Here is a 20,761-nt window from a genome sequence, read left to right on the forward strand (position 1 = left end):
TCCTTCCTGTCATTATCACGTTTCCAGCAATGAGCGACCGGTCATTTCCGCCGGTATCGGCAGTTGCATCAACTGCAACACGGTAGGTGCGACATCCGCTAAAATACCGTTTCGCAACCGGTCATGCGCATGCGTTTCACTCACTAAAATACACGGAATAGGGTTGGTCGTATGAGCCGTATACGGACTGTCGGTAGCTTCATCCCGCATTTTTTCCGCATTTCCATGATCGGCAATAATCATCACTTGTCCCTGCGCTTCCCGCATGGCCGTTACAATCCTGCCGATACACCGATCTACCGTTTCTACAGCGCGAATTGCGGCCTGCAAGTCACCTGTATGCCCGACCATATCGGCATTGGCAAAATTCAATACCAACAGATCATACTTGTCTTTTCCTATTTGTTCGATTACTTTATCCGTAATTTCAGGTGCACTCATGGCCGGCTGTAAATCATATGTCGCCACCTTGGGAGAAGGCACTAAAATCCGATCTTCGCCGGCATTCGGTTCTTCTTGACCGCCATTAAAAAAGTATGTCACATGGGCATATTTTTCCGTTTCCGCAATCCGCAACTGCCGTTTTCCCGCTGCCGCCACTACTTCTCCCAACGTATGCGGAATCCTTTCTTTATCATAAATAACATGAACCGGAAAGTCCTCTTCATACCGAGTCATGGTAGCAAAATACACCTGCGGCATACGGTTTCTGACAAAGCCGTCAAAATCGGCCTGCACAAAAGCCGCCGTTAATTGTCGCGCCCGATCGGGACGAAAATTAAAGAAAACCACGGCATCGCCGTCTGCTACAGGATGTGCCTGCAACACCGTAGGCACCACAAATTCATCGCCTATATCCTGCGCATACGAACGGGCCAAACACGTTTTATAATCCGGTGCGGTCTCGCCTTGTCCCTCCGCAATGGCCCGATACGCTTTTTCTACCCGTTCCCAACGATGATCCCGATCCATGGCATAATACCGTCCGCTAATCGTCGCCAATTCTCCCACTCCCAGCTGTCGGCAACAAGCTTCCAATTCGGCTAAAAACGGGCCGGCACTGCGGGGCAATACATCCCGACCGTCTAAAAACGCATGAATATATACTTTTTCCAAACCATATTGCCGGGCCATTTTCAAAATACCGAACAAATGCTGTTCACTGCTGTGCACGCCTCCCGGTGAAACCAACCCTAAAATATGCAAAGCCGTATGCTTTTCCGCGACTTGCCGCATGGCTTCCTGCAATACGGGTTTTGTAAAGAAAGTCCCCGTTTGAATATCTTGGGTAATCCGCGTTAAAGCCTGATACACAATGCGACCGGCGCCGATATTCAAATGCCCGACTTCGGAATTACCGATTTGTCCCGGCGGCAATCCCACCGCTTCTCCTGCCGCGCCCAATTCGGTATGGGCATACTGTCGCCATAAGTTCCGTAACACCGGTAAGGCAGCTTGCTGTACTGCATTATCTTTTTTGCTCTTACGGCAACCGAAACCATCCATAATAATCAACATAACCGGTTTCTTTTTTTTCATTTCTCTGTCCCCCGTCTCCCGTTTCGTCAAAAAGGCAGGGAACGTTCCCTGCCTTTTGCAACCGTACATATGTATATTGTAATCATCGTGTCCCTGCTCGTCAAGCATTCAACAATGCTTACTATGATACGCATGCATATAAGAAATTAAATTCAATACTTGCTGCGAATATCCTATTTCATTATCATACCATGCCACCACTTTAACAAACGTATCAGTTAAGGCAATACCCGCTGTAGCATCAAAAACAGCCGGTACGGGGCACCCGAGAAAATCGGACGAAACCACCGCTTCTTCCGTATATGCCAAAATTCCCTTCATCTCTTCTTCCGAGGCTTGTTTCATGACCTTACAAATCGTCTCATATGACGTAGGCTGAAGTAAATTGACCGTCAAATCCACGACGGATACATCTAAGGTGGGCACGCGCATGGCCATCCCCGTTAATTTGCCGTTTAACGACGGAATAACTCTCCCTACGGCTTTTGCCGCACCGGTAGTAGACGGAATAATGTTACCGCCGGCCGCACGTCCGCCACGCCAATCTTTAAGCGACGGACCGTCTACCGTATTCTGTGTAGCCGTAGTGGCATGTACCGTCGTCATTAACCCTTCCCGAATACCGAAATTCTCATGTAATACCTTAGCCAGAGGCGCTAAGCAATTCGTCGTACACGAAGCATTGGAAACGACGGACTGCCCTGCATATTGATCCGTATTGACGCCGTAAACAAACATATCCGCCTGCGTACCGTCCTTCCCGGGTTTGGACGGGGCCGACAAAACCACATACTTTGCACCGGCCTGCAAATGTTTACTCGCCAATTCCGGAGTCAAAAATCGTCCGGTCGCTTCGACGACATAATCGACACCCACTGCATCCCACTGTAACGCCGCCGGATCTTTTTCCGCCGTTACGCGAACGGGCTTGCCGTTTACCACTAAACAATGCTGTGCCGTATCGACTTCCACCGTTCCTGAAAACGGGCCGTGTACGGAATCGTATTTAAGCATATACGCCATATAATCTACCGGCAATACGTCATTAATGCCCGTAATTTCCATATCATCCCGCTCTTGTGCGGCCCGAAATACAAAGCGGCCGATGCGGCCGAAACCGTTAATTCCTATTTTTATCATTCAGATACACTCCTTTGTCTGTCTACATTCTCTATGGCTAGTATGTCACATGCTGTACATTTTTACAACCTTCCGTGAAAAATTTATGCCGCACCTGCGTTCTCTCCCCCTTCCCTCTTGGCAAACCTTCTGTTTCTATGCTATACTGAAAATAATCATCATGGGGATGTAAAGGTTTCGACGTGGATGGTTGTATCATAAGCAGCGAGTCGGGGTTTCATCTGCCCGTAAATCGGTGAACCTTTAAATTAAACGCAAAAGAAGAAAATTTTGCTTTAGCTGCCTAAGGGCGGCTAACGTCTCTTAGAGCGGTTCCTGCCCGTTCTATGCAGGCGACACGTTGCAGGATACTGTGCCGTTTTTGTCTGGCAACGGTACAGGAAATATACAGACCGGAGTCGTCCAGTTTGTTCGTGTACGACCGCGACTTGAGATAACAAACACGAACTGCGCTCGGAGAAGCTTATGGGGCGGCATGTACGGACAGGAGTTCGACTCTCCTCATCTCCACCATATAAAAAAGAGTTTTCATACAGGTGTATGAAAACTCTTTTTTTGTACCTTAATGCTATTTTTTCCGATGTATAAAATACTCGGCCACCCCTTCGGCAATACTTGCCGCCAACTGTTGTTGCCGCTCTTCCGTATTTAATATTTTTTCATCCTGCTCATTGGAAATAAATCCCAACTCCATCAATACGGCCGGCATATCCGTATGTAACAGCATATAAAAATCGCCGCTATGAACGCCGCGATCCGGGAAAACTCCGGTTCGCAAAACCCGGGTATGAATATATTTTGCCAAACTGTAATCATACGGTGTTTTTCCGTTGTAAAACGTTTCCACCCCGCGTATGGCCGTATTTTCCGAGGAATTAATATGAATACATACCATAATCTCCGCCCCATACGCATTGGCAATCGTACACCGTGCCTGTAATTCTTCCACGGCACCGTCATGCGGCGCAAACACATCAACATCGCGCGAACGCGTTAATACCGCCTTCGCGCCGGCCGCCATTAAAATAGCCGCGGTTCGTCGGGCAATGGCCAAGGTCAAATTTTTTTCTTGCGACATCCTGCCCGCCGCTCCGACATCACTGCCGCCATGACCGGGGTCCAAACAAATACGTTTTCCCTTTACGCCCTGTCGTAACCGTTGCCACTGTCTGGCATCGAGAAAATCACTGCCGACCGGAGCGACAACCGGTACGGACGGCGGCAAACGTCGACTCTGCTCGGTCCAAGACACGGTTTCGCCGGGAGCCGCCTCTTGCGGGCGGTTGTCCAAATCCATCACCAACCGCATCCCCTTTTTCTGCGGAGCAATCGGCGGCAATGAAAAAAATCGCACATCATCCCTGCCTATCGCTTGTGCCAAATACATGGCAACCGTTGTGCGGGTTCCTTGTTGCGTAAGCCTAATCTTTTGTATGGGCTCATTATCCTTCGCCTGCAGCGAGGTTTGCAACAAAGGAGACAATACCGTTTGCGGCAACGTCAGTTTTACAACGCTCCCTTTACCGGTAATAACCAGCCGCGGTATAACCGGTTGATCTACCGTCACAACCGTACGAGAAAAGGCAGGCTGTACATCGGTTCTAAACACGGAGCGGACTGCCGTCACCCGCGCCGGCGTCGCCGCCTGTATGCCGCCGACGCCGATGACGCCGAAAAAAACTGCCGCCGCTATACACCATTTTTTAATCATCATTCGCCGCCTCCTTGGTCTTCGAAATGCGACGACGGCACCATCTCCCTATAACGGTCCGCCGCCTGTCGTTCCAATTCCCGTATCGCTTGCGGAACCGCCTTGGCCAATTCTTCCGGCGTGTATCCATAGGACCCGATCGTCCGGACACACCGATCTCCGGCCGCGCCGTGCAAATATGCCGCCATAAACGCCGCCTCTGCCGGGGCGGGATGCGTTTCTCGTACCCACATAGCGGCGACTATCCCGGTCAATACATCTCCCATACCGCCGCAAGACATGCCGGCATTGCCCGTTTCATTGACATAAACCGTCTGTCCCGTAGGAGAGACAATATACGTCGGCGTTCCTTTCAACAACACATACACGCCCCGAGAGCGGGCAAAGGCTTGTACCGTTCCTACGGAATCCGCCTGTATAGCGGCTACACTACAACCGGTCAACCGACTGAATTCTCCCAAATGCGGCGTTAAAATAACCGGATAAGCGCGTTGTTGAAAAATATCTTGCGCCGCCTGTACATGATACAGCCCGTCCGCATCCAACACCACCGGTAATGCCGCTCGTTGTAATACCTGCCGCACAAACGCCTGCGTTTCCGCATATCGCCCCAACCCCGGGCCGAGTGCCAACACCGACCAATTGCGGGCTTCCTCACAAACGGTCTGCACATCAGCTTCCGTAAAGTGACCGCCCGTTCCCGCACCGGCCGCCATCACTTCCGTATATTTGCCCATGCAGGCCGGCGCCACCTTCGCCGGTACGCGCAGGCACACTTTTCCGGCACCGCTGCGTACGGCCCCGCAAGCGGCCAATAACGCCGCACCGCTCATACTTTCACTGCCGCCGACAATACCGACCGTACCGTGCATGCCTTTATGTCCGTTCGGACTGCGCAATGATAATCTTGCCGCGACATCCGCCGCTTCCACCATATACGTGACGGTCCCCGCCGTACGTTGCAAAACAGGAAACGGCATGCCGATAGGATCCCGCAAAACCTCTCCGGCACAGATTTTCCCCGGATATTGAAACAGACCGCGTTTATACGCCCCGAAAGTAATCGTTGCCGTTGCCGTAATCGCTCCCGTTTCCGGATCATCGCCGCTGACGGCTCCCGTATCGGCATCTACGCCGCTGGGCATATCCACGGCCAATACGACGGGAGAGGCGGTAGTACGTATACACTTTCCGACTAAGCGCACGACAGTCGCCGTCGGCTCGCGCAAAGCACCGTGAAATCCCGTACCTACCAAGGCATCCACCACCACCTGACTACTTTCTATATGTCGACGTAACATCGCAAGATCCGGCAAAGCGCCGGGCGTTTCCGCCAACACACAGGTCTTACCGTCCGCCATAGCACGCAAGGTCTGTAAATGTTCCCGACTTTCCGGGCTGTAGGTCGTTTCATCTCCCCATATATATACATACACCTGCGCCCCTGCCGCCAACGCATGACGAGCCGCAACCAAACCGTCCCCGCCGTTATTTCCCTTACCGCAAAGAATCGTTACGCGTTTACGGTTCCAGCCGCCGACATAGGCGGCACCCTTGGCGATCACCGCCGCGCCCGCATTTTCCATCAATACGGTCGGCGACAATCCGTATGGCGCCGCCATAGCCTCCCGGTCCATCTGTCGCATTTGCGCGGCTGTATACAATGTTTTCATTTTGTCTCCCCCTCTTTTACCGACGGCACATTCCACACGACTTGCGCAATCGCATACGCCCCGTCATGACTGATCGACAACGCGGGCGGCTCCGCATATTGGGAAACCAACGATACATATAGCCCGTGAAAAATAAAATACGGTGCACCCAAGTCCGTATGGGCCACTTCCGTATCCGTCCACTTTCCCTGCCGAAAACCCGTTCCCAAGGCCTTATAAAACGCTTCCTTGGCGGCAAATATGCCGGCCAGTGTAGCCGCTCGGGTCTTTACATGTCGGGCACTATACGCCAGCTCTTGTGCCGTAAAAAACCGCCCCAATGCCCTTTCTCGGGTTTCTATCCATGCCGCAATGCGACAAACTTCCACAATATCAATGCCACAAACCATATGCCCTCCAAAAAAAATACCGCCATTCCCTCGGGAACCGCGGTATATCTTATATTACCATTTCTGCATTCGAATACATACGGCCAAACCTTCCAAAATCACACGAAACGTAGTAAACGGCAAGACCGTATCCGCATAAATCGAAGGAACCACTTTATACACCAATCGTACTTCCCGGCGCACATAATCATATTGCAATCCGTGCAAATTGGACGCAAATGTATACGGCGGCGCCGGAATTTCAAAACGCGGCGGGCGCTGCACGGTAAGCGCATGAATCAACTTCTCAATAAACGCCGTTTTCGGCATTTCCGGCTGCAACATTTCTTCAATAAAGCTGTCCAATACAGTCATGGTTCCGCCTCACTCTTCCGCAAAAAAATGTGCGTGAATGGCCTGCACCGCTTTATTTACCGATTCTTCCGCAATAAGACAGGAAATACTGATTTCCGAAGTGGAAATAATTTCAATATTGATTCCGTTGTCACTGAGAATGCCGAACATTCCCGCCGCAATCCCCGGATGACCGGCCATCCCGGCACCGACCAGGGAAACTTTTGCCATACCGTCATCCACTAAAATGTCTTCCACATTCATTTCCGCACGAATGTGATGCAATACTTCTTGTGCCGCCGACAGTTCCGTACGCGCAATAGTAAATGTAATATCCGTCACGCCTTCTTTGGCAATGCGGACACTCTGTACAATCATATCGACATCTACATTTTTATCCGCCAATTCAGAAAAAATCTTATACGCAAATCCCGGACGATTAGGAATACCCAACACCGTTATTTTGGCGACATTGTTATCTTGTGCGACACCGCGAATTAAATATTGTTTAATTTTCATTGCGTACTCCTCCTGTATCATCGTACCTTTCGCTTCGGAAAATGTAGAGCGCACATGAATGGGTACATTAAAGCGACTCCCCATTTCTACGGCTCGCGGTTGCATTACACCGGCGCCTAATTTAGCCATTTCCAACATTTCCCCATACGTGATCGTATCCATCTTGCGGGCCTCCGGCACCACCCGCGGATCGGAGGTGTATATACCGTCTACATCCGTAAAGATTTCACATACATCCGCATGAATCGCTCCGGCAATAGCAACCGCCGTAGTATCCGAACCGCCTCTCCCTAACGTGGTAATATCACCGTCCGCCGTCATCCCTTGAAAACCGGCCACAATAACAATATTTCCCGCCTCTAAGGCCTGATGAACACGTTGCGGCTGCAAATCCAATATTCGTCCTTTATTAAAAGCATTACTCGTTGTAATTCCCGCCTGTCCGCCGGTAAACGAGATTGCCGGTTGCCCGGCGGCCTGAAACGCCATTGCCATGAGAGCAATCGAAACCTGTTCTCCCGTTGCCAATAACATATCCATTTCCCGCCCATAGGTTTTAGACGTAAGCCGCTTTGCCAAGGTCACCAACTCATCCGTAGTATCTCCCATGGCCGATACGACAATCACAATTTTATCCTCTGTTTTTTTCTCCTTCAATACTCGCTGTACAACAGCCCGTATTTTCTCCGGCGTGGCCACGGAACTGCCACCAAATTTTTTAACGATTAAGGCCAACTGAACTCCCTCTCTTTATCTCTGAAGTCTATCCTATGGTAAACCTGCGTATAACCATATATTGAATAATATCATGTACCTTATAAATTGTAAAGCAAAAAAGGATTTCCGCCATAAAGGCGAAAACCCTTCTCCTATACGAAAAAATGAGTACTCAATAAGCCGAGTTTTGTACTGCCTGTGCAGTGACAATCATCTATCTGGCCGTGCCATTGCTGACACGATCAAGCGACACAACCCGGAAGATCAGCGGGCCGCTTCATCCCTTCCCTATTCGGTCTTGCTCCGGATGGGGTTTACCTAGCCGATATGTTACCATATCGCTGGTGCGCTCTTACCGCACCGTTCCACCCTTACCACGTTCGTGGCGGTACACATTTCTGTGGCACTGTCCCTAAAGTCACCTTCGCCGGACGTTATCCGGCATCCTGCCCTGCGGAGCTCGGACTTTCCTCTGATGCCTGCGCACCAGCGATTGCCTTTCCTACTCATCGTTTCGTATTATACCGTACAACCGGCACTTAGTCAACAGCTACTGCCTGTCGCAACGCCTGTACGGCAGCCGCGATTTGCACCTGTCCGACAACTGCGCTGATCATGGCAAAAGAACGGAATCCCTCGGCATACAAGGCCCCGATATTCGCTTTTCCGATGCCGCCGATGGCGACCACGGGAATCGATAATTGCAGGGCAAACTGCCGCACCTTCGGCGTAACAGGCGCATGGACGTCCCGCTTGGATTGCGTCGGATAAAACGGGCCCAAGCCGACATAATCCGCGCCGTCCCGTACGGCTTCCGTCATTTCTTCCTCCGTATGCGTCGATACGCCGATGAGCATTTGCGGACCCGCCCATTGCCGTACAAAGGAAACCGGCGCATCATCCTGTCCGACATGAATCCCGTCCGCCTTGCACGCCACGGCCAAATCAACGGCATCATTCATAATAAACGTAGCGTCATACTTTCGACATAAACGACGAATTTCCTTCGCTTCCGCATACTTTTCCCGCCAGGTTTTATGCTTTTCTCTATACTGAATAATGCGTACCCCGGCAGCCAACACGTCGGCGGCCGTTTGTACATTCGTACGTCCGCAAGACAGGGCTTCTCCTAAAATTACATACAGCGGATCGTCCCGCAATCGTTGCAGATGTTGTTCTTTTGTCATCCGTGTCCTCCTTACCGAAGATGTTGAATCATATCACGGCTCGTCGGATCGATCAAACATTCCAACTGCCACCCGCGTTCCTTTGCCGCTTGTTCCAACTGCCGGCATAATACCGGCACTACCGGCGACTCCGTACCGTAATGGCCGCCGTCCGCCAGCAAAATCCCGGCTTTAATCGCCTCTTGCGCCACATGATATTTCACATCTCCCGTTACATATAATTGTGCGCCCGCCGCTTTCGCCTGCGAAATAAAATCGGCGCCGCTGCCGCCGAGTACGGCAACCTTGCGCACCATGACCTCTGTATTGCCGGCAAAAGCCAGCGTCTGTACGCCCAACGCTTCTTTCACCCGGTGCAGCGCTTCCGTTCCCGACAACGGTTTCGGCAACATTCCCACGCGTCCCAAACCGAGCTTTTCCCCTTCATTTTTTAAAGGATATATATCATACGCCGGTTCTTCATAGGGATGTGCCGCCACCATTGTTTCAATTACCGCCGACAGACGTGATCCGGGAACAATCGTTTCAATGCGTTCTTCCGCTACCGTTTCCGCTTTCCCCGGCATACCGATAAAGGGATGTGTACCGTCTTGCGGCGTAAACCGCCCCTGTCCGGAAACCGAAAAAGAACAATCGCGATACTTCCCGATATATCCGGCGCCGGCTTTGCCCAATACGGAACGCAGCTGTGCGGCATGCGTGTGCGGTACATACACGACAATTTTATATAAGGCATCTTCCCAACCGGGTATAAACACGGCTGTATGCTGTAATTGCAACCGTTCCGCCAACACATCGTTTACCCCGCCTCGCGCGCTGTCCAAATTCGTATGCGCACAGTATACGGCAATATGATGAGATAACAATTGTTGATACAATTGTCCGTCATAAGTATCCGTTCGCAACGCTTTTACACCTTTCATAATAATCGGATGATGACTGACAATGAGCTGCACACCTTGTGCGACGGCATACGCCACACCTTCCTTCATAACATCCAACGTCGTCATGACTTTTTGTACCGGTTCCTCGGGATTTCCCACTAACAACCCGGGATTATCCCATGATTCTTTTAACGATAACGGTGCCAATTCCTTTAAATATGCTACAATATCTCCTACAGTAACCGACATTTTCGAGCCTCCAATTGTGCCAACTCTTTTTGCAGAACACGAATCCGTTCCGCCTGGTCTTTGCGACTTTGTAACAAGCCGTTTAAAATTTTTTTCTTTCTTGCTATTACCAAGGTTAATCGTCGTGCCAATAACGCGTCTTGTTGCCGCCAATTCACCGGGCCTATATCCCATAACCAAAAAGGCAGCATGGCTTTTCTTCCCGGCACGGCACGCATTACTTCGTACAAACGATGTTCCTCCGTCACCAGCGTTTCCGCTTCTATATGCCAACCGGCCTCATACAAAAATCGTCGCACTGTGCCGGAATACCACATGGGCTGCAATACCAAAAAAGAAAACCGCCGCCACACGTGCGGCGAAGCGCGAAGAATTTCCGTCATGAGCCGGCCGCCCATGCCGCATATTACGCCTCCTTCCACTTCACCGGGTGTGAGACAGGTCAAACCGTTTCCCAATCGACACGTAATTTTTTCCTGTAAACCGGCGCCGACAATATGGGTCCGCGCCGCTTGTAAAGGACCGGCACCGATATCGGCGGCAACGGCTCGCGGCGTTTTTCCTGTATGACACATGTACACCGGAATATACCCGTGATCCGTACCGATGTCGGCAAACGACCTTCCTTCCGGAATCAACGCGGCGGCAGCGGCCAACCGACCTGTCAACTTCATAGCAACACATCCTTTGCAAAGCTTATAATGCTCTTATTATACCACATTCATCGCCGCATACTGCGGTGAAACCTATGTAAATTTTGAGGGCCTATGCCCCTATAGAATATATAACAAACACGGAGCGAAAAATCTTCGCTCCGTGTTTGTTCCTGCTCTCTGCCGATATCCGCAGCCCGTTAAAACTCCGGTTCAATAACGCCGTATTTGCCGTGTTTTCTACGATATACTACATTAACCGTATCCGTCTGTGCATTTAAAAAGACAAAAAAATCATGTCCCACAAGATTCATTTGCAAAATAGCTTCTTCCACATCCATCGGACGGGCGGCAAATTTTTTCGTGCGAACAACCTCAAATTTTTCTTCGCCTTCCTCTTTCCCTTCTACTAAAGACGCATGGAAGGAACTGTTTTTAAGACGACGTGCCAACCGGGTTTTATACTTATGAATTTGTCGCACCAGTTTATCGAATGCCAAATCGATAGCGGCATACATATCCGTATTGCTTTCCACACTGCGAAGAACTACCCCGTCTATACGCAATGTAATTTCCGCAATTTGTCTTTCTTTTTCTACACTCAACATAGCTTGTGATTGCATGTCGTTGTCAAAATATTTAATCAATTTTTTTTCATTTTTTAAAACATAGTCTTTTAAAGCCGGTGTAATTTCCAAATTTTTCCCACGTACGATCATTGCCATACTCCATCCCTTCCTTTCCTTCAAAAAAAGCCGGTGTCGAAAGATGACCTTTGACACCGGTTTTCTTTCTTATGTATAGTATTCGCTATACGCAAGAAAAGTCCTTTTTTCTTTTACAAACTGACGAAGTACAGTATGACTCCTTTATCGTTTAACATCCAGTTTTTCCATCACACCCATCCGCGCCGCTTTGTGTCCATATCCGAAATGATAAATAACAAAGCAGGCAATCGCAATGACGGCGGAAACGATATATAACTGCGGGAAGGCCAGAATACCGTGCAGCGATCCTAAAATATACGGACCGACGCCGATCCCCAAATCCAAGGCCACAAAATAAGTCGATAAGGCGACACTTACGCGCTGCGTCGGCGTAATCTTGATACAAACCGCCTGGCCGTTGGACATAAACGTACCATAGCCCAACCCCACAAATACGCCGGAAATCAATAACTGCCACGACAAGGTCGTTTTAGCTAAAATCACCATGCCGATAGCCAACATGATATAGCAAGGATACAGTACCCAATTTTCTCCCTTGCGGTCAAAAATAACCCCGGTCATCGGTCGTGTAACGGTAATAACTACCGCATACACAACAAAGAAAAACGTGCTGGCACCTACCAAATTAATCGTCCGTGCATATGCGGCCAAAAAGGTTAATACGCTGGAATACGAAAAGCCCATGAGAAAGGCTACGAAAGAAATCAGAATAACGCGAGGTTCCACATAATTTTCCAACGATACCCGTTTCATACGAGCTTTTTCTTCTTCCGTCAAGGAAATTTCTTCTACGTGTAAAAAGAAGTTTCCAATTAAACAGATCAGCACCAGCACACAACAAATACCGACAATAATCCGGAAATTGGCAACCAACATCAACAACATGCCCAAGAACGGCCCGATAGCTGCAGCCAAGCTGGTACTCAATCCGTAATAATTGATTCCCTGTCCCCGCTTGGAAACCGGAATACAGTTGGCCACAATCGTATTCGTTGCCGTAGACACAATGCCGTACGCCAACCCGTTTAAAAAACGCACCAAAAACATAAAACCCAACGACGGCATATAAAAATATAAGAGCGTTGTAATGAGATAAAAAATTGTCCCGCCATAGAGCGTTCTTTTTCGACCGTACAATTCAATTTCTTTCCCGAATTGCAACCGTGCCACTAATGTGCCGACAATAAAAATACCGGAGGCCAGTCCTGCCTGCCCCAGCGTTGCATGTAATTGTTCTTTAGCAACTACTGCAATAATAACCATCAATAAATAATAAATCAAAAAGACAATAAAGTTAATTCCTGTATCTAAGAGGAAGTCTTTATTCCAAAGTGACTTTTCCGCCATGATTTCATTTGCATCTCCTTTAATTTGATACCATAGATTGTATACCCAAAGTTTTTGTTTGTATAACAAAAATATATGATACCTGTCATAAAGAAATGCGATACAATAGCCGGTTAGCTACTTCTGCCGCTCATATACATGATACGTTTCCTGTATATACGAAACGAAAAGACGAATAGCGCTGTAGTTGGGGTTCGTCTTTTTATACAGCAAATAGCACGGCAGCGTAATCGGCGGAATCACATCGTAATAGCCCCGTTCAACCCCCATAGCCTGTAAAAACCGTTTAGGCAATAATGAACCCATTCTATTTTGCTGACAATAATTCATAATCGCATAAGGCGTTGAAAACCAAGCCTGCGTCATCGGGCGAACACTGCTGTACACTGAAAAATAATGATCCAAATAATCATGCATCACGTACTGCGGCGAATACTGTGCCAACGGATTGGAAGCCGCAATATCGGCCGTAATCGGACCTTGTAAATCCTCAATATGCGGCGCATAATACACTAAATTTTCATTGCAAAAAAAGGCCTTTTCATAGGCACTGATATCTAATGACGGTAAATCAAACAATGAAATGACGTCCAGCTTATCTTCACTTAACCACCGCAATAATTCACGCGCTTCCTTATTATAGACACGCAATGCCGCCCCGCGATGATTTTTTTGAAAATACGCTAAATGACGATTCATTTGCACATCCCCTAAAGAAGACATGGTTCCTACCGCCAACGTCTGCATTTCGCCGTTTAAGGCGCGCATATCACAAAGACATGTTTCTAAATCACTGACCAGCGGCGCAATACGTTCATAAAACATTTCCCCGTCTTTGGTCAAATGACTGCCGCGATTGGAACGTTCAATTAATTGGATTCCCACCAATTCTTCCAACCGCTTCATTTGGAAACTGAATGCCGATTGCGTAATATTTGCCGCCCGTGCGGCGGATGTAAAATTTTGATATTTTCCGTACGTAATAAAATTTTTTAATTGTTGGATGCTTGGTAATTCTGCCATTGTTTATCCTCCACACCTTGATCGTAACCAACTAAAAAAACCGGCACTGACCTATGCCGGCATTTCAGCAAGTGTATATAATTCTTTTCCCGCAGGATGCTTAACAAAACGAGTCGCTTTCTTCCGTTTCGTCCATCGTTTCCAGAAGCGCCGTAACGCCTATATATTCCGCTTCCGTAGGCGGTAAAAATACATCTTCTCCCTGTTCTTTTTCTACTCGCACTACTACCGCGTCGTCTTCTTCCTTCACGACCCCGTCTTCTGTAATGGGCACCAAAACAGAAAATGCTTTGCCGTCATATTCCACCTGTACTTCTTCTGTAAAATACGCTTCGTTACCGTCTTCATCGACCATCACAATGACCGGTACTTCTTCCCATTCTTCCGTCATCTTACCTGTATGACAAGCCAAAATACTCATCATGCTCCTTTCTTATTAGTATATATATTTTAATCGGTATTCCTTCCTTATGCAAGAAAAAATTTATAAAAAAAGATAAATTTTTTCTATCACTCTTGCCATACGTTTGTTTCATATTTTTATAACAACGTATTCCCCTGTGCATCCAAATAATTTTGTAAAATTAAAATAGCCGCCATCTTATCCACGAACTGTTTACGCTTCTCCCGCCGCACTCCGCCGGCCATTAATACTTGTCGGGCCATCATTGTCGTCAGGCGTTCGTCCCAATACACAAATTCCATAGCAGGCATTTGCCGTTTTAAATACGTGATAAATGCTTCAATTTGCTTGACATTTTCACTGTCCTCACCGTTCATATGTCGCGGCCTGCCTACCACCATTCGCGTTACCCAGCGTTCCGTCGCCAATGCCTGCAACCGTTGCCAATCATCTTTTGCCGTCTTCCGCTGTATAGTGGTAATGCCCTGAGCGGTAATTCCCAGGGCATCACTGCACGCTACGCCGATAGTTTTAGATCCTATATCCAAACCTAAGATGCGCATCCTCACAATCCTTTCTGTTTCACATAGGATTGAATCAACTCTTCCAGTAATTCATCCCTATTTAACCGCCGTATATTACTGCGGGCATTATGATGACTCGTAATATATGCAGGATCTCCGGAAAGCAAATACCCGGCAATTTGATCCACCGGATTATATCCTTTTTCCACTAATGCATGATACACATCCTCCAATATCATGGAAGCTACGGACTGTTCTTCATTTCGTGTCCGTACAATCATGGTTTCATCTTTTACTGCCATAGAATCACATCCCTTTTCCTTACGAATCCCTTCCGGTTATGACAACAATTGTGTAACAACTTCACAACCGGCACGTAACGCCGCTTCCAATTTCTCCGGTTCCTTACCGCCGGCCTGCGCCATATCCGGACGACCGCCGCCGTTACCGCCTGCCGCCTGCGCGGCCGCTTTAATAATCTTGCCGGCATGCAGCCCTTTTTTTGTATCCGCTTTGGCCACTTTGCAAACAAAATTAACTTTCCCGTCATGTACCATCCCCAGCAAGACCACTCCGCCGCCTTGTTTATCCAAGAGTAAATCGGCGAAGGTCCGTAACCCGTCCATATCATCCGCAGGAGCAACGGCCGCCGACACCGCCACGGACCCGTAGTGCTGCGTAGTTGCCGCCAGCCGATCGACCGCTGCCGCCGCCGCATCTTTTTTTAACCGCTGTACTTCCCGTTCCGTTATCTTCAGCTCTTCTGCCAACTGTGTCAATTTTGTTACCAGCGACTCCGGTTTAACTTTCAAAACAGCCGCCGCCTGCGCCAGAATCTGTGCCTCCGCTTGTGCTTTCGACAAAGCCGCAGCCCCGGTAATCGCTTCAATGCGACGTACGCCCGTACCCGTACCGGACTCACTGATAATACGAAATGTCCCCACTTCCGCCGTGCTCTTCACATGCGAACCGCCACAAAGTTCACAACTGAAATCACCGATCGAAACGACCCGTACTACATCGCCGTATTTTTCCCCGAATAACGCCGTCGCCCCTTTTTGCTTGGCTTCTTCCCGGTTCATTTCCGTCACCGTAACGGGAGTATTCTTTAAAATTTCACGATTAACCAGCTGTTCCGCTTCTCGCAATTCTGCGGCCGTAACCGGTGAAAAATGGGTAAAATCAAAACGCAAATGATCGGGCGTCACCAACGAACCGGCCTGATTCACATGATTGCCCAATACCTGTCGCAATGCCGTATGCAGCAAATGCGTAGCCGTGTGATTTCGGGCCAACGCCGCATGACGTTCCGTATCAACGGCTACCGTCACCGTTTCGCCTTTTTTCAAGCTCCCTTCCATTACGCCGGCAATCATATATATAATCCCGTTGGGCAAAGCCTTCGTATCCGTCACTACCGCCTTACCGCCATGTGCCGTCAAAACTCCGGTGTCCCCCAATTGACCGCCGCCTTCCGCATGAAACGGCGTACGATCCAAAATTACCGTAATCGTTTCCCCGTCATGTACGGCTTCCGCTTCCTGCCCGTCTTTTCCGAGCATGACAATCGTCGCTGTCGTAACACCTTCCGCATATTGCAGCGTCTGTCTGTCCAACGACGTCGTATCCGGCGTCAACACTTTGGCGGCCACATCCGCACGCGCCGCACGGGCCCGTTCCTGTTGCTCCTTCATTGCGGCGGCAAACCCGTTCATATCAATGGTTACCCCTTGTTCGGCGGCAATTTCTTCCGTTAATTCCACCGGAAACCCATACGTATCATATAACTTAAATACTTCCTGTCCCGACAAAGTTTTCGCAGTTCCCGCTTTCGCCAATAACGAATCCAATAACTCCATTCCTTGTACCAAGGTCTCACTGAATTGCTTTTCTTCCGTATTAATGACTTTTTTAATTAACGCTTCATGTTCCCGCAGTTCCGGATATTCTTCCCCCATAATAGCTAACACGGTATCCACCAAACCGCTCAGGAACAACTGCCGTATCCCCAATAAGCGCCCAAACCGCACTGCACGTCGCAATACGCGCCGCAACACGTACCCGCGCCCTTCATTGGACGGAAGAATGCCGTCACTGATCATCACTGTAATAGCGCGAATATGATCAGCAATAACCTTCATGGCCACTTTTTGCTGCGGATCCGTGTAATCGCCATGACACAACGTAATAACCTCTTCAATAATCGGAAAAATCAAATCCGTTTCAAAATTGGATTCTTTTTGCTGAATCACCGACGCTAACCGTTCCAACCCGGCACCCGTATCAATATTCTTTTTCGCCAAAGGTTCATATTTCCCCTCTGCCGTCCGATTATATTGTGAAAATACAAGATTCCATATTTCCAAATACCGATCACAGTCACAGCCTACGGTGCATTCCGGTTTCCCGCAACCGCGTTCCGGTCCCAAATCATAAAAAATTTCACTGTCCGGGCCGCACGGACCTTCGCCGATTTCCCAAAAATTATCTTCACATTTGAAAATCCGTTCTTCCGGTAAGCCGATGACAGTATGCCAATACCCATATGCCTCCGTATCATCCGGATATACCGTAACATACAGCTTGTCCGTATCCAGCTCCAAAACTTCCGTTAAAAATTCCCAAGCCCAAGATATGGCTTCTTTTTTAAAATAATCACCGAAAGAAAAATTTCCCAGCATTTCAAAAAAAGTATGATGACGGGCAGTACGTCCCACATTATCAATATCTCCCGTACGAATACATTTTTGACTGGTAGTCACACGCGGGGACGGCGGTACCAATTTTCCCGTGAAATACGGTTTCAACGGTGCCATACCCGCACCAATCAGCAACAAGCTCGGATCGTTTTCGGGAATTAAAGAAAAACTGTGCAATTGCAAATGACGTTTCCGTTTAAAAAATTCTAAATACGCCTTGCGAATTTCATTACCTGTCATATACTTCATACTAACACTCCTCTATTTCTTTCTGTGGCAAATGCCCGCCCCTACCCGTCAAGATGGGGACGTATTTCGTCTATTCCGCAGCCTTACGATCTTACGAAATATCCTGCCCATATATTCTTTTGGCACCCACATAACGGGCCGCCCAATACGCGCTGTCCAATCGATCCACACGAATACCGCTACTCGTAGTGGCACTGATAAATTGATTATTTCCCACATAAATGCCGGCATGAGAAATACCCTCGGCATAGGTGGAGAAAAACACCAAATCACCGGGACTCAAGCGCTCCCGCGCCACCTCCATCCCCACCTGAAACTGTGCATCCGCCTGTCGCGGTAGGGAAATCCCGCAATGAGAAAACACATACTTCGTAAAGCCCGAACAATCAAACCCGTTCGGACTGCTGCCGCCGGGTACATACGGCACCCCCAAATATTGATATGCCGAAGTAAGCAACTGTCGACACCACGCCGCATATGCCGGCGACAACGATACAGATTCCGTAGCAAACACCGCCCCCCGAGAGCCGTTGCCGCTATGCGCCGTAAATTTATAACCGCCGATATTTCGTCTCTCCGGTTCGGGCACCACGTCCCCGGCTGCCGATACGGTCCGCTTTCCGGTCAATACATAATACGTCTGTGCGCCGACAATGCCGCTGACGGCAAACTGTCGTTTTCGCTGAAAATCCGCAACAGCGGCTGCCGTTTGCGGCGAATACCGCCCGTCATCGCGAATATTATAGCCGATTTTCCGTAACTGCCGTTGAATCATCAATACATCCCTACCGCTACTGCCGACGGTCAACGGCGTCACGGCACTCACGGAAATCCCGATTGTCCACCACACCGCCATTCCCGCTATACCGATCCTGCGCCACATTTTCGTTTCCTTTCCCGTCTTCCGTCCCGTTTTTCCGGAGCGTACCGCTGCCCAACTCGGCTCGCAACCAATATAACGGACGACGTTTCACTTCTTGAAAAATTCGACCGATATATTCGCCGATAATTCCCAAAAAAATTAATTGCAATCCGCCCACCAAACATACTACCACCATGCTCGTGGCCCAGCCGGGAATGGCTTCTCCCGCCACCTTGCAATAAAGCACATGAAAAATAATCAACACGCTGATTAACCCGCTGATGACACCCGTATATAACGCCAGGCGCAAAGGAATTTTAGAATATGCCGTAATGCCGTCCAAAGCAAAATGTACCATCTTGCGTAAAGAAAACTTGGAAGTACCTGCAAAGCGCTTAGGTGCCACAAAAGAAAGCTTGGTTTGTCGATAACCGATATCCCCGATCATGCCCCGAATAAACCGATCATGTTCCCGAAACAGCAAAAACGTTTGCAACACGCGGCGATCTATTAAGCGAAAATCAGAGCCGCCGGGCGTAATATGTACCGGCGATAAGGCATTCAACAACACATAATACCACTTCGACGTAAGCCGCTTAAACCGCCCGGCATCCGCCGTCGCTTCCCGTACGGTTTGTACTACATCATACCCTTCCCGCCATTGCTGTACCAAGGCCGGAATCATGGCCGGCGGATGCTGCAAATCGCCGTCCATGGTAATAATCGCCTCGCCTTTCGCATGATCCATACCGCAGGTAATCGCCAACTGATGGCCGAAATTACGAGCCAATATTAAGGCACGTACGTGTCCGTCTTGTTGTGCCAACCGACTTAATAAAAGCGGGGTCGTATCCTGCGACCCGTCATCGACAAAAATAAGTTCATAATCCATGTGCAACGTCTGAACAACCGTGTGCACTTCTTCATAAAACTTTTCAATATTCAGCTGTTCATTATACACAGGCACTACAATTGATAATAACTGTTTGTTCTCTCTTGTAAAAGCGTCCATTATTTATTATACCATCCCACTAAAATTACTGTCAAAATCTTGTCTTATTCGTCCCTGTTTCCCTGAAAGGAAAAGAAAATTATTTCATCATATTATACCAAAAGACCCGCACATTTTCCAGCATGCCCCTTTTGTTCGCCACGCACTTTTTTCCGATTGTCCAATATAGAAACGAAAAAAGAGAACAAAGTGACCGGTCGACTTCATCCGCTTATTACGTCCCGAATTATCGACGGTTACGAATATCGCCACGGTAACGGGGATGGTTTACCTTTCCCGAATATGCTGACTGTCGTCGCCACTCTTGACAGTTATCCGGCATTCCGCAGCGGGAACCTGCCGATATTTTACAGAAAACTTGAATAAAAAAAAGCGACAATCTGAAAAAAATTTAATCCAAAAAAATACGCCTTTTTCACACTAATGATATGTGCTGAAAAAGAATAAACAGCTGTCTGCCGCTCGCTTTTACTGCGTAAGAAAACGCTCGGATAATAAGAGAACTACACAACTATGTCTATTTTTTAAAAGAAACTCGGCATAAGTAATAACGACAATTTACCTGTCATTAAAAACTGCGGCCGGACACAAGAAGTCCCGTAGCGTACTCCTAAGCAAAACCTGTTCAAAATCCGATATGCCTACAAAACGATATGCCTACAAAAGAAACGACCTTCCCATTTTACAGAATGTTGTAAAATGGGAAGGTCGTTTCTTACTCAAATGGTGACCCGGTAGGGATTCGAACCCTAGACCTACTGATTCGTAGTCAGTCACTCTATCCAGCTGAGCTACCGAGTCATGTAAGGGATATAAGACACCTCATATCCCTACATATGGCAGGGGCAGAAGGAATCGAACCCTCAACCAACGGTTTTGGAGACCGCTACTCTACCAGTTGAGCTATACCCCTATAAAAA

The 20,761-nt window shown here is 48.5% G+C and carries 19 protein-coding genes, 2 tRNA genes and 2 other RNA genes; 1 reads left to right on the top strand and 22 read right to left on the bottom strand.

Annotated elements, in window-relative coordinates; all coding sequences use genetic code 11:
- Window positions 1–15 precede the first annotated feature (15 nt).
- Both gpmI and gap read right to left on the bottom strand, forming a co-directional pair.
- The gene (gpmI, locus tag HMPREF1039_RS07515) at window positions 16–1,539 is read right to left on the bottom strand and encodes a 2,3-bisphosphoglycerate-independent phosphoglycerate mutase (protein ID WP_039891957.1); all 1,524 of its coding nucleotides are present in this window, start codon (window positions 1,537–1,539) and stop codon (window positions 16–18) included.
- 108 nt (window positions 1,540–1,647) lie between these two features.
- Window positions 1,648–2,679 (bottom strand): type I glyceraldehyde-3-phosphate dehydrogenase, encoded by a 1,032-nt coding sequence (gene gap / locus HMPREF1039_RS07520; protein ID WP_007391787.1) that lies wholly within the window; start codon window positions 2,677–2,679, stop codon window positions 1,648–1,650.
- 162 nt (window positions 2,680–2,841) lie between these two features.
- On the opposite strand from gap, the gene ssrA reads away from it, so the two are divergent.
- Window positions 2,842–3,192: a transfer-messenger RNA gene (gene ssrA, locus HMPREF1039_RS07875) on the top strand.
- A gap of 55 nt (window positions 3,193–3,247) precedes the next feature.
- Here the strand turns inward: ssrA and HMPREF1039_RS07525 are convergent.
- From HMPREF1039_RS07525 to HMPREF1039_RS07615, 20 genes are all read right to left on the bottom strand, one after another.
- Complete coding sequence (locus tag HMPREF1039_RS07525) at window positions 3,248–4,393, bottom strand: N-acetylmuramoyl-L-alanine amidase family protein (RefSeq protein ID WP_007391857.1); 1,146 nt, start codon at window positions 4,391–4,393, stop codon at window positions 3,248–3,250.
- A complete protein-coding gene (locus HMPREF1039_RS07530) occupies window positions 4,390–6,063 on the bottom strand; it encodes a bifunctional ADP-dependent NAD(P)H-hydrate dehydratase/NAD(P)H-hydrate epimerase (protein WP_007391796.1) in 1,674 nt (557 codons plus the stop codon). The genes HMPREF1039_RS07525 and HMPREF1039_RS07530 overlap by 4 nt, the downstream gene beginning before the upstream one ends.
- Entirely contained in the window at window positions 6,060–6,452 is a 393-nt protein-coding gene (gene acpS / locus HMPREF1039_RS07535; protein WP_007391798.1) for a holo-ACP synthase, read from the bottom strand. The genes HMPREF1039_RS07530 and acpS overlap by 4 nt, the downstream gene beginning before the upstream one ends.
- Window positions 6,453–6,506: 54 nt before the next feature.
- The gene (locus tag HMPREF1039_RS07540) at window positions 6,507–6,806 is read right to left on the bottom strand and encodes a hypothetical protein (protein WP_007391837.1); all 300 of its coding nucleotides are present in this window, start codon (window positions 6,804–6,806) and stop codon (window positions 6,507–6,509) included.
- Window positions 6,807–6,815: 9 nt separating this feature from the next.
- Entirely contained in the window at window positions 6,816–8,039 is a 1,224-nt protein-coding gene (locus tag HMPREF1039_RS07545; protein WP_007391842.1) for an aspartate kinase, read from the bottom strand.
- A 143-nt stretch (window positions 8,040–8,182) separates the two neighbouring features.
- Window positions 8,183–8,530: RNase P RNA component class A (gene rnpB / locus HMPREF1039_RS07690), an RNA gene on the bottom strand.
- Between the two features lie 30 nt (window positions 8,531–8,560).
- On the bottom strand, window positions 8,561–9,208 hold the full coding sequence (gene thiE, locus HMPREF1039_RS07550) for a thiamine phosphate synthase (protein ID WP_007391788.1): 648 nt from the start codon (window positions 9,206–9,208) through the stop codon (window positions 8,561–8,563).
- Window positions 9,209–9,219: 11 nt separating this feature from the next.
- Window positions 9,220–10,341 carry a Nif3-like dinuclear metal center hexameric protein gene (locus HMPREF1039_RS07555; RefSeq protein ID WP_007391813.1) on the bottom strand — a complete coding sequence of 374 codons (1,122 nt, stop codon included), beginning with the start codon at window positions 10,339–10,341 and terminating at the stop codon, window positions 9,220–9,222.
- Window positions 10,326–11,015, bottom strand: coding sequence for a tRNA (adenine(22)-N(1))-methyltransferase (locus HMPREF1039_RS07560; RefSeq protein ID WP_007391834.1), 690 nt, complete (start codon window positions 11,013–11,015; stop codon window positions 10,326–10,328). Before HMPREF1039_RS07560 ends, HMPREF1039_RS07555 begins: the two co-directional genes overlap by 16 nt.
- Before the next feature lie 179 nt (window positions 11,016–11,194).
- Window positions 11,195–11,719: a ribosome hibernation-promoting factor, HPF/YfiA family gene (gene hpf / locus HMPREF1039_RS07565; RefSeq protein WP_007391845.1), complete on the bottom strand. Its 525-nt coding sequence runs from the start codon at window positions 11,717–11,719 to the stop codon at window positions 11,195–11,197.
- Window positions 11,720–11,863: 144 nt separating this feature from the next.
- Window positions 11,864–13,069, bottom strand: coding sequence for an MFS transporter (locus tag HMPREF1039_RS07570; RefSeq protein WP_007391777.1), 1,206 nt, complete (start codon window positions 13,067–13,069; stop codon window positions 11,864–11,866).
- Between the two features lie 117 nt (window positions 13,070–13,186).
- Complete coding sequence (locus HMPREF1039_RS07575) at window positions 13,187–14,092, bottom strand: LysR family transcriptional regulator (RefSeq protein WP_007391843.1); 906 nt, start codon at window positions 14,090–14,092, stop codon at window positions 13,187–13,189.
- A gap of 100 nt (window positions 14,093–14,192) precedes the next feature.
- On the bottom strand, window positions 14,193–14,516 hold the full coding sequence (locus HMPREF1039_RS07580; protein WP_232217183.1) for a DUF1292 domain-containing protein: 324 nt from the start codon (window positions 14,514–14,516) through the stop codon (window positions 14,193–14,195).
- Window positions 14,517–14,632: 116 nt separating this feature from the next.
- A complete protein-coding gene (ruvX, locus tag HMPREF1039_RS07585; RefSeq protein ID WP_039891951.1) occupies window positions 14,633–15,058 on the bottom strand; it encodes a Holliday junction resolvase RuvX in 426 nt (141 codons plus the stop codon).
- A gap of 2 nt (window positions 15,059–15,060) precedes the next feature.
- The gene (locus HMPREF1039_RS07590) at window positions 15,061–15,321 is read right to left on the bottom strand and encodes an IreB family regulatory phosphoprotein (protein ID WP_007391844.1); all 261 of its coding nucleotides are present in this window, start codon (window positions 15,319–15,321) and stop codon (window positions 15,061–15,063) included.
- Window positions 15,322–15,357: 36 nt separating this feature from the next.
- Window positions 15,358–17,958: an alanine--tRNA ligase gene (gene alaS / locus HMPREF1039_RS07595; protein WP_176603356.1), complete on the bottom strand. Its 2,601-nt coding sequence runs from the start codon at window positions 17,956–17,958 to the stop codon at window positions 15,358–15,360.
- 100 nt (window positions 17,959–18,058) lie between these two features.
- On the bottom strand, window positions 18,059–18,823 hold the full coding sequence (locus HMPREF1039_RS07600) for a C40 family peptidase (RefSeq protein ID WP_232217182.1): 765 nt from the start codon (window positions 18,821–18,823) through the stop codon (window positions 18,059–18,061).
- Window positions 18,759–19,841, bottom strand: a complete 1,083-nt coding sequence (locus HMPREF1039_RS07605; RefSeq protein WP_007391791.1) for a glycosyltransferase family 2 protein — start codon at window positions 19,839–19,841, stop codon at window positions 18,759–18,761. Before HMPREF1039_RS07605 ends, HMPREF1039_RS07600 begins: the two co-directional genes overlap by 65 nt.
- A 724-nt stretch (window positions 19,842–20,565) precedes the next feature.
- Window positions 20,566–20,642, bottom strand: a tRNA-Arg gene (locus HMPREF1039_RS07610).
- Between the two features lie 36 nt (window positions 20,643–20,678).
- Window positions 20,679–20,754, bottom strand: a tRNA-Trp gene (locus tag HMPREF1039_RS07615).
- Window positions 20,755–20,761 lie beyond the last annotated feature (7 nt).

The sequence above is a fragment of the Megasphaera lornae genome, assembly GCF_000214495.1.
GTDB lineage: Bacteria > Bacillota > Negativicutes > Veillonellales > Megasphaeraceae > Megasphaera > Megasphaera lornae.

What these genes read in the sequence shown, in the direction of transcription:
- gpmI (WP_039891957.1), bottom strand. Translation starts at nt 1,539, where the DNA reads ATGAAAAAAAAGAAACCGGTTATGTTGATTATTATGGATGGTTTCGGT.
- gap (WP_007391787.1), bottom strand. Translation starts at nt 2,679, where the DNA reads ATGATAAAAATAGGAATTAACGGTTTCGGCCGCATCGGCCGCTTTGTA.
- HMPREF1039_RS07525 (WP_007391857.1), bottom strand. Translation starts at nt 4,393, where the DNA reads ATGATGATTAAAAAATGGTGTATAGCGGCGGCAGTTTTTTTCGGCGTC.
- HMPREF1039_RS07530 (WP_007391796.1), bottom strand. Translation starts at nt 6,063, where the DNA reads ATGAAAACATTGTATACAGCCGCGCAAATGCGACAGATGGACCGGGAG.
- acpS (WP_007391798.1), bottom strand. Translation starts at nt 6,452, where the DNA reads ATGGTTTGTGGCATTGATATTGTGGAAGTTTGTCGCATTGCGGCATGG.
- HMPREF1039_RS07540 (WP_007391837.1), bottom strand. Translation starts at nt 6,806, where the DNA reads ATGACTGTATTGGACAGCTTTATTGAAGAAATGTTGCAGCCGGAAATG.
- thiE (WP_007391788.1), bottom strand. Translation starts at nt 9,208, where the DNA reads ATGACAAAAGAACAACATCTGCAACGATTGCGGGACGATCCGCTGTAT.
- HMPREF1039_RS07555 (WP_007391813.1), bottom strand. Translation starts at nt 10,341, where the DNA reads ATGTCGGTTACTGTAGGAGATATTGTAGCATATTTAAAGGAATTGGCA.
- HMPREF1039_RS07560 (WP_007391834.1), bottom strand. Translation starts at nt 11,015, where the DNA reads ATGAAGTTGACAGGTCGGTTGGCCGCTGCCGCCGCGTTGATTCCGGAA.
- hpf (WP_007391845.1), bottom strand. Translation starts at nt 11,719, where the DNA reads ATGGCAATGATCGTACGTGGGAAAAATTTGGAAATTACACCGGCTTTA.
- HMPREF1039_RS07570 (WP_007391777.1), bottom strand. Translation starts at nt 13,069, where the DNA reads ATGGCGGAAAAGTCACTTTGGAATAAAGACTTCCTCTTAGATACAGGA.
- HMPREF1039_RS07575 (WP_007391843.1), bottom strand. Translation starts at nt 14,092, where the DNA reads ATGGCAGAATTACCAAGCATCCAACAATTAAAAAATTTTATTACGTAC.
- HMPREF1039_RS07580 (WP_232217183.1), bottom strand. Translation starts at nt 14,516, where the DNA reads ATGATGAGTATTTTGGCTTGTCATACAGGTAAGATGACGGAAGAATGG.
- ruvX (WP_039891951.1), bottom strand. Translation starts at nt 15,058, where the DNA reads ATGCGCATCTTAGGTTTGGATATAGGATCTAAAACTATCGGCGTAGCG.
- HMPREF1039_RS07590 (WP_007391844.1), bottom strand. Translation starts at nt 15,321, where the DNA reads ATGGCAGTAAAAGATGAAACCATGATTGTACGGACACGAAATGAAGAA.
- alaS (WP_176603356.1), bottom strand. Translation starts at nt 17,958, where the DNA reads ATGACAGGTAATGAAATTCGCAAGGCGTATTTAGAATTTTTTAAACGG.
- HMPREF1039_RS07600 (WP_232217182.1), bottom strand. Translation starts at nt 18,823, where the DNA reads ATGGCGGTGTGGTGGACAATCGGGATTTCCGTGAGTGCCGTGACGCCG.
- HMPREF1039_RS07605 (WP_007391791.1), bottom strand. Translation starts at nt 19,841, where the DNA reads ATGGACGCTTTTACAAGAGAGAACAAACAGTTATTATCAATTGTAGTG.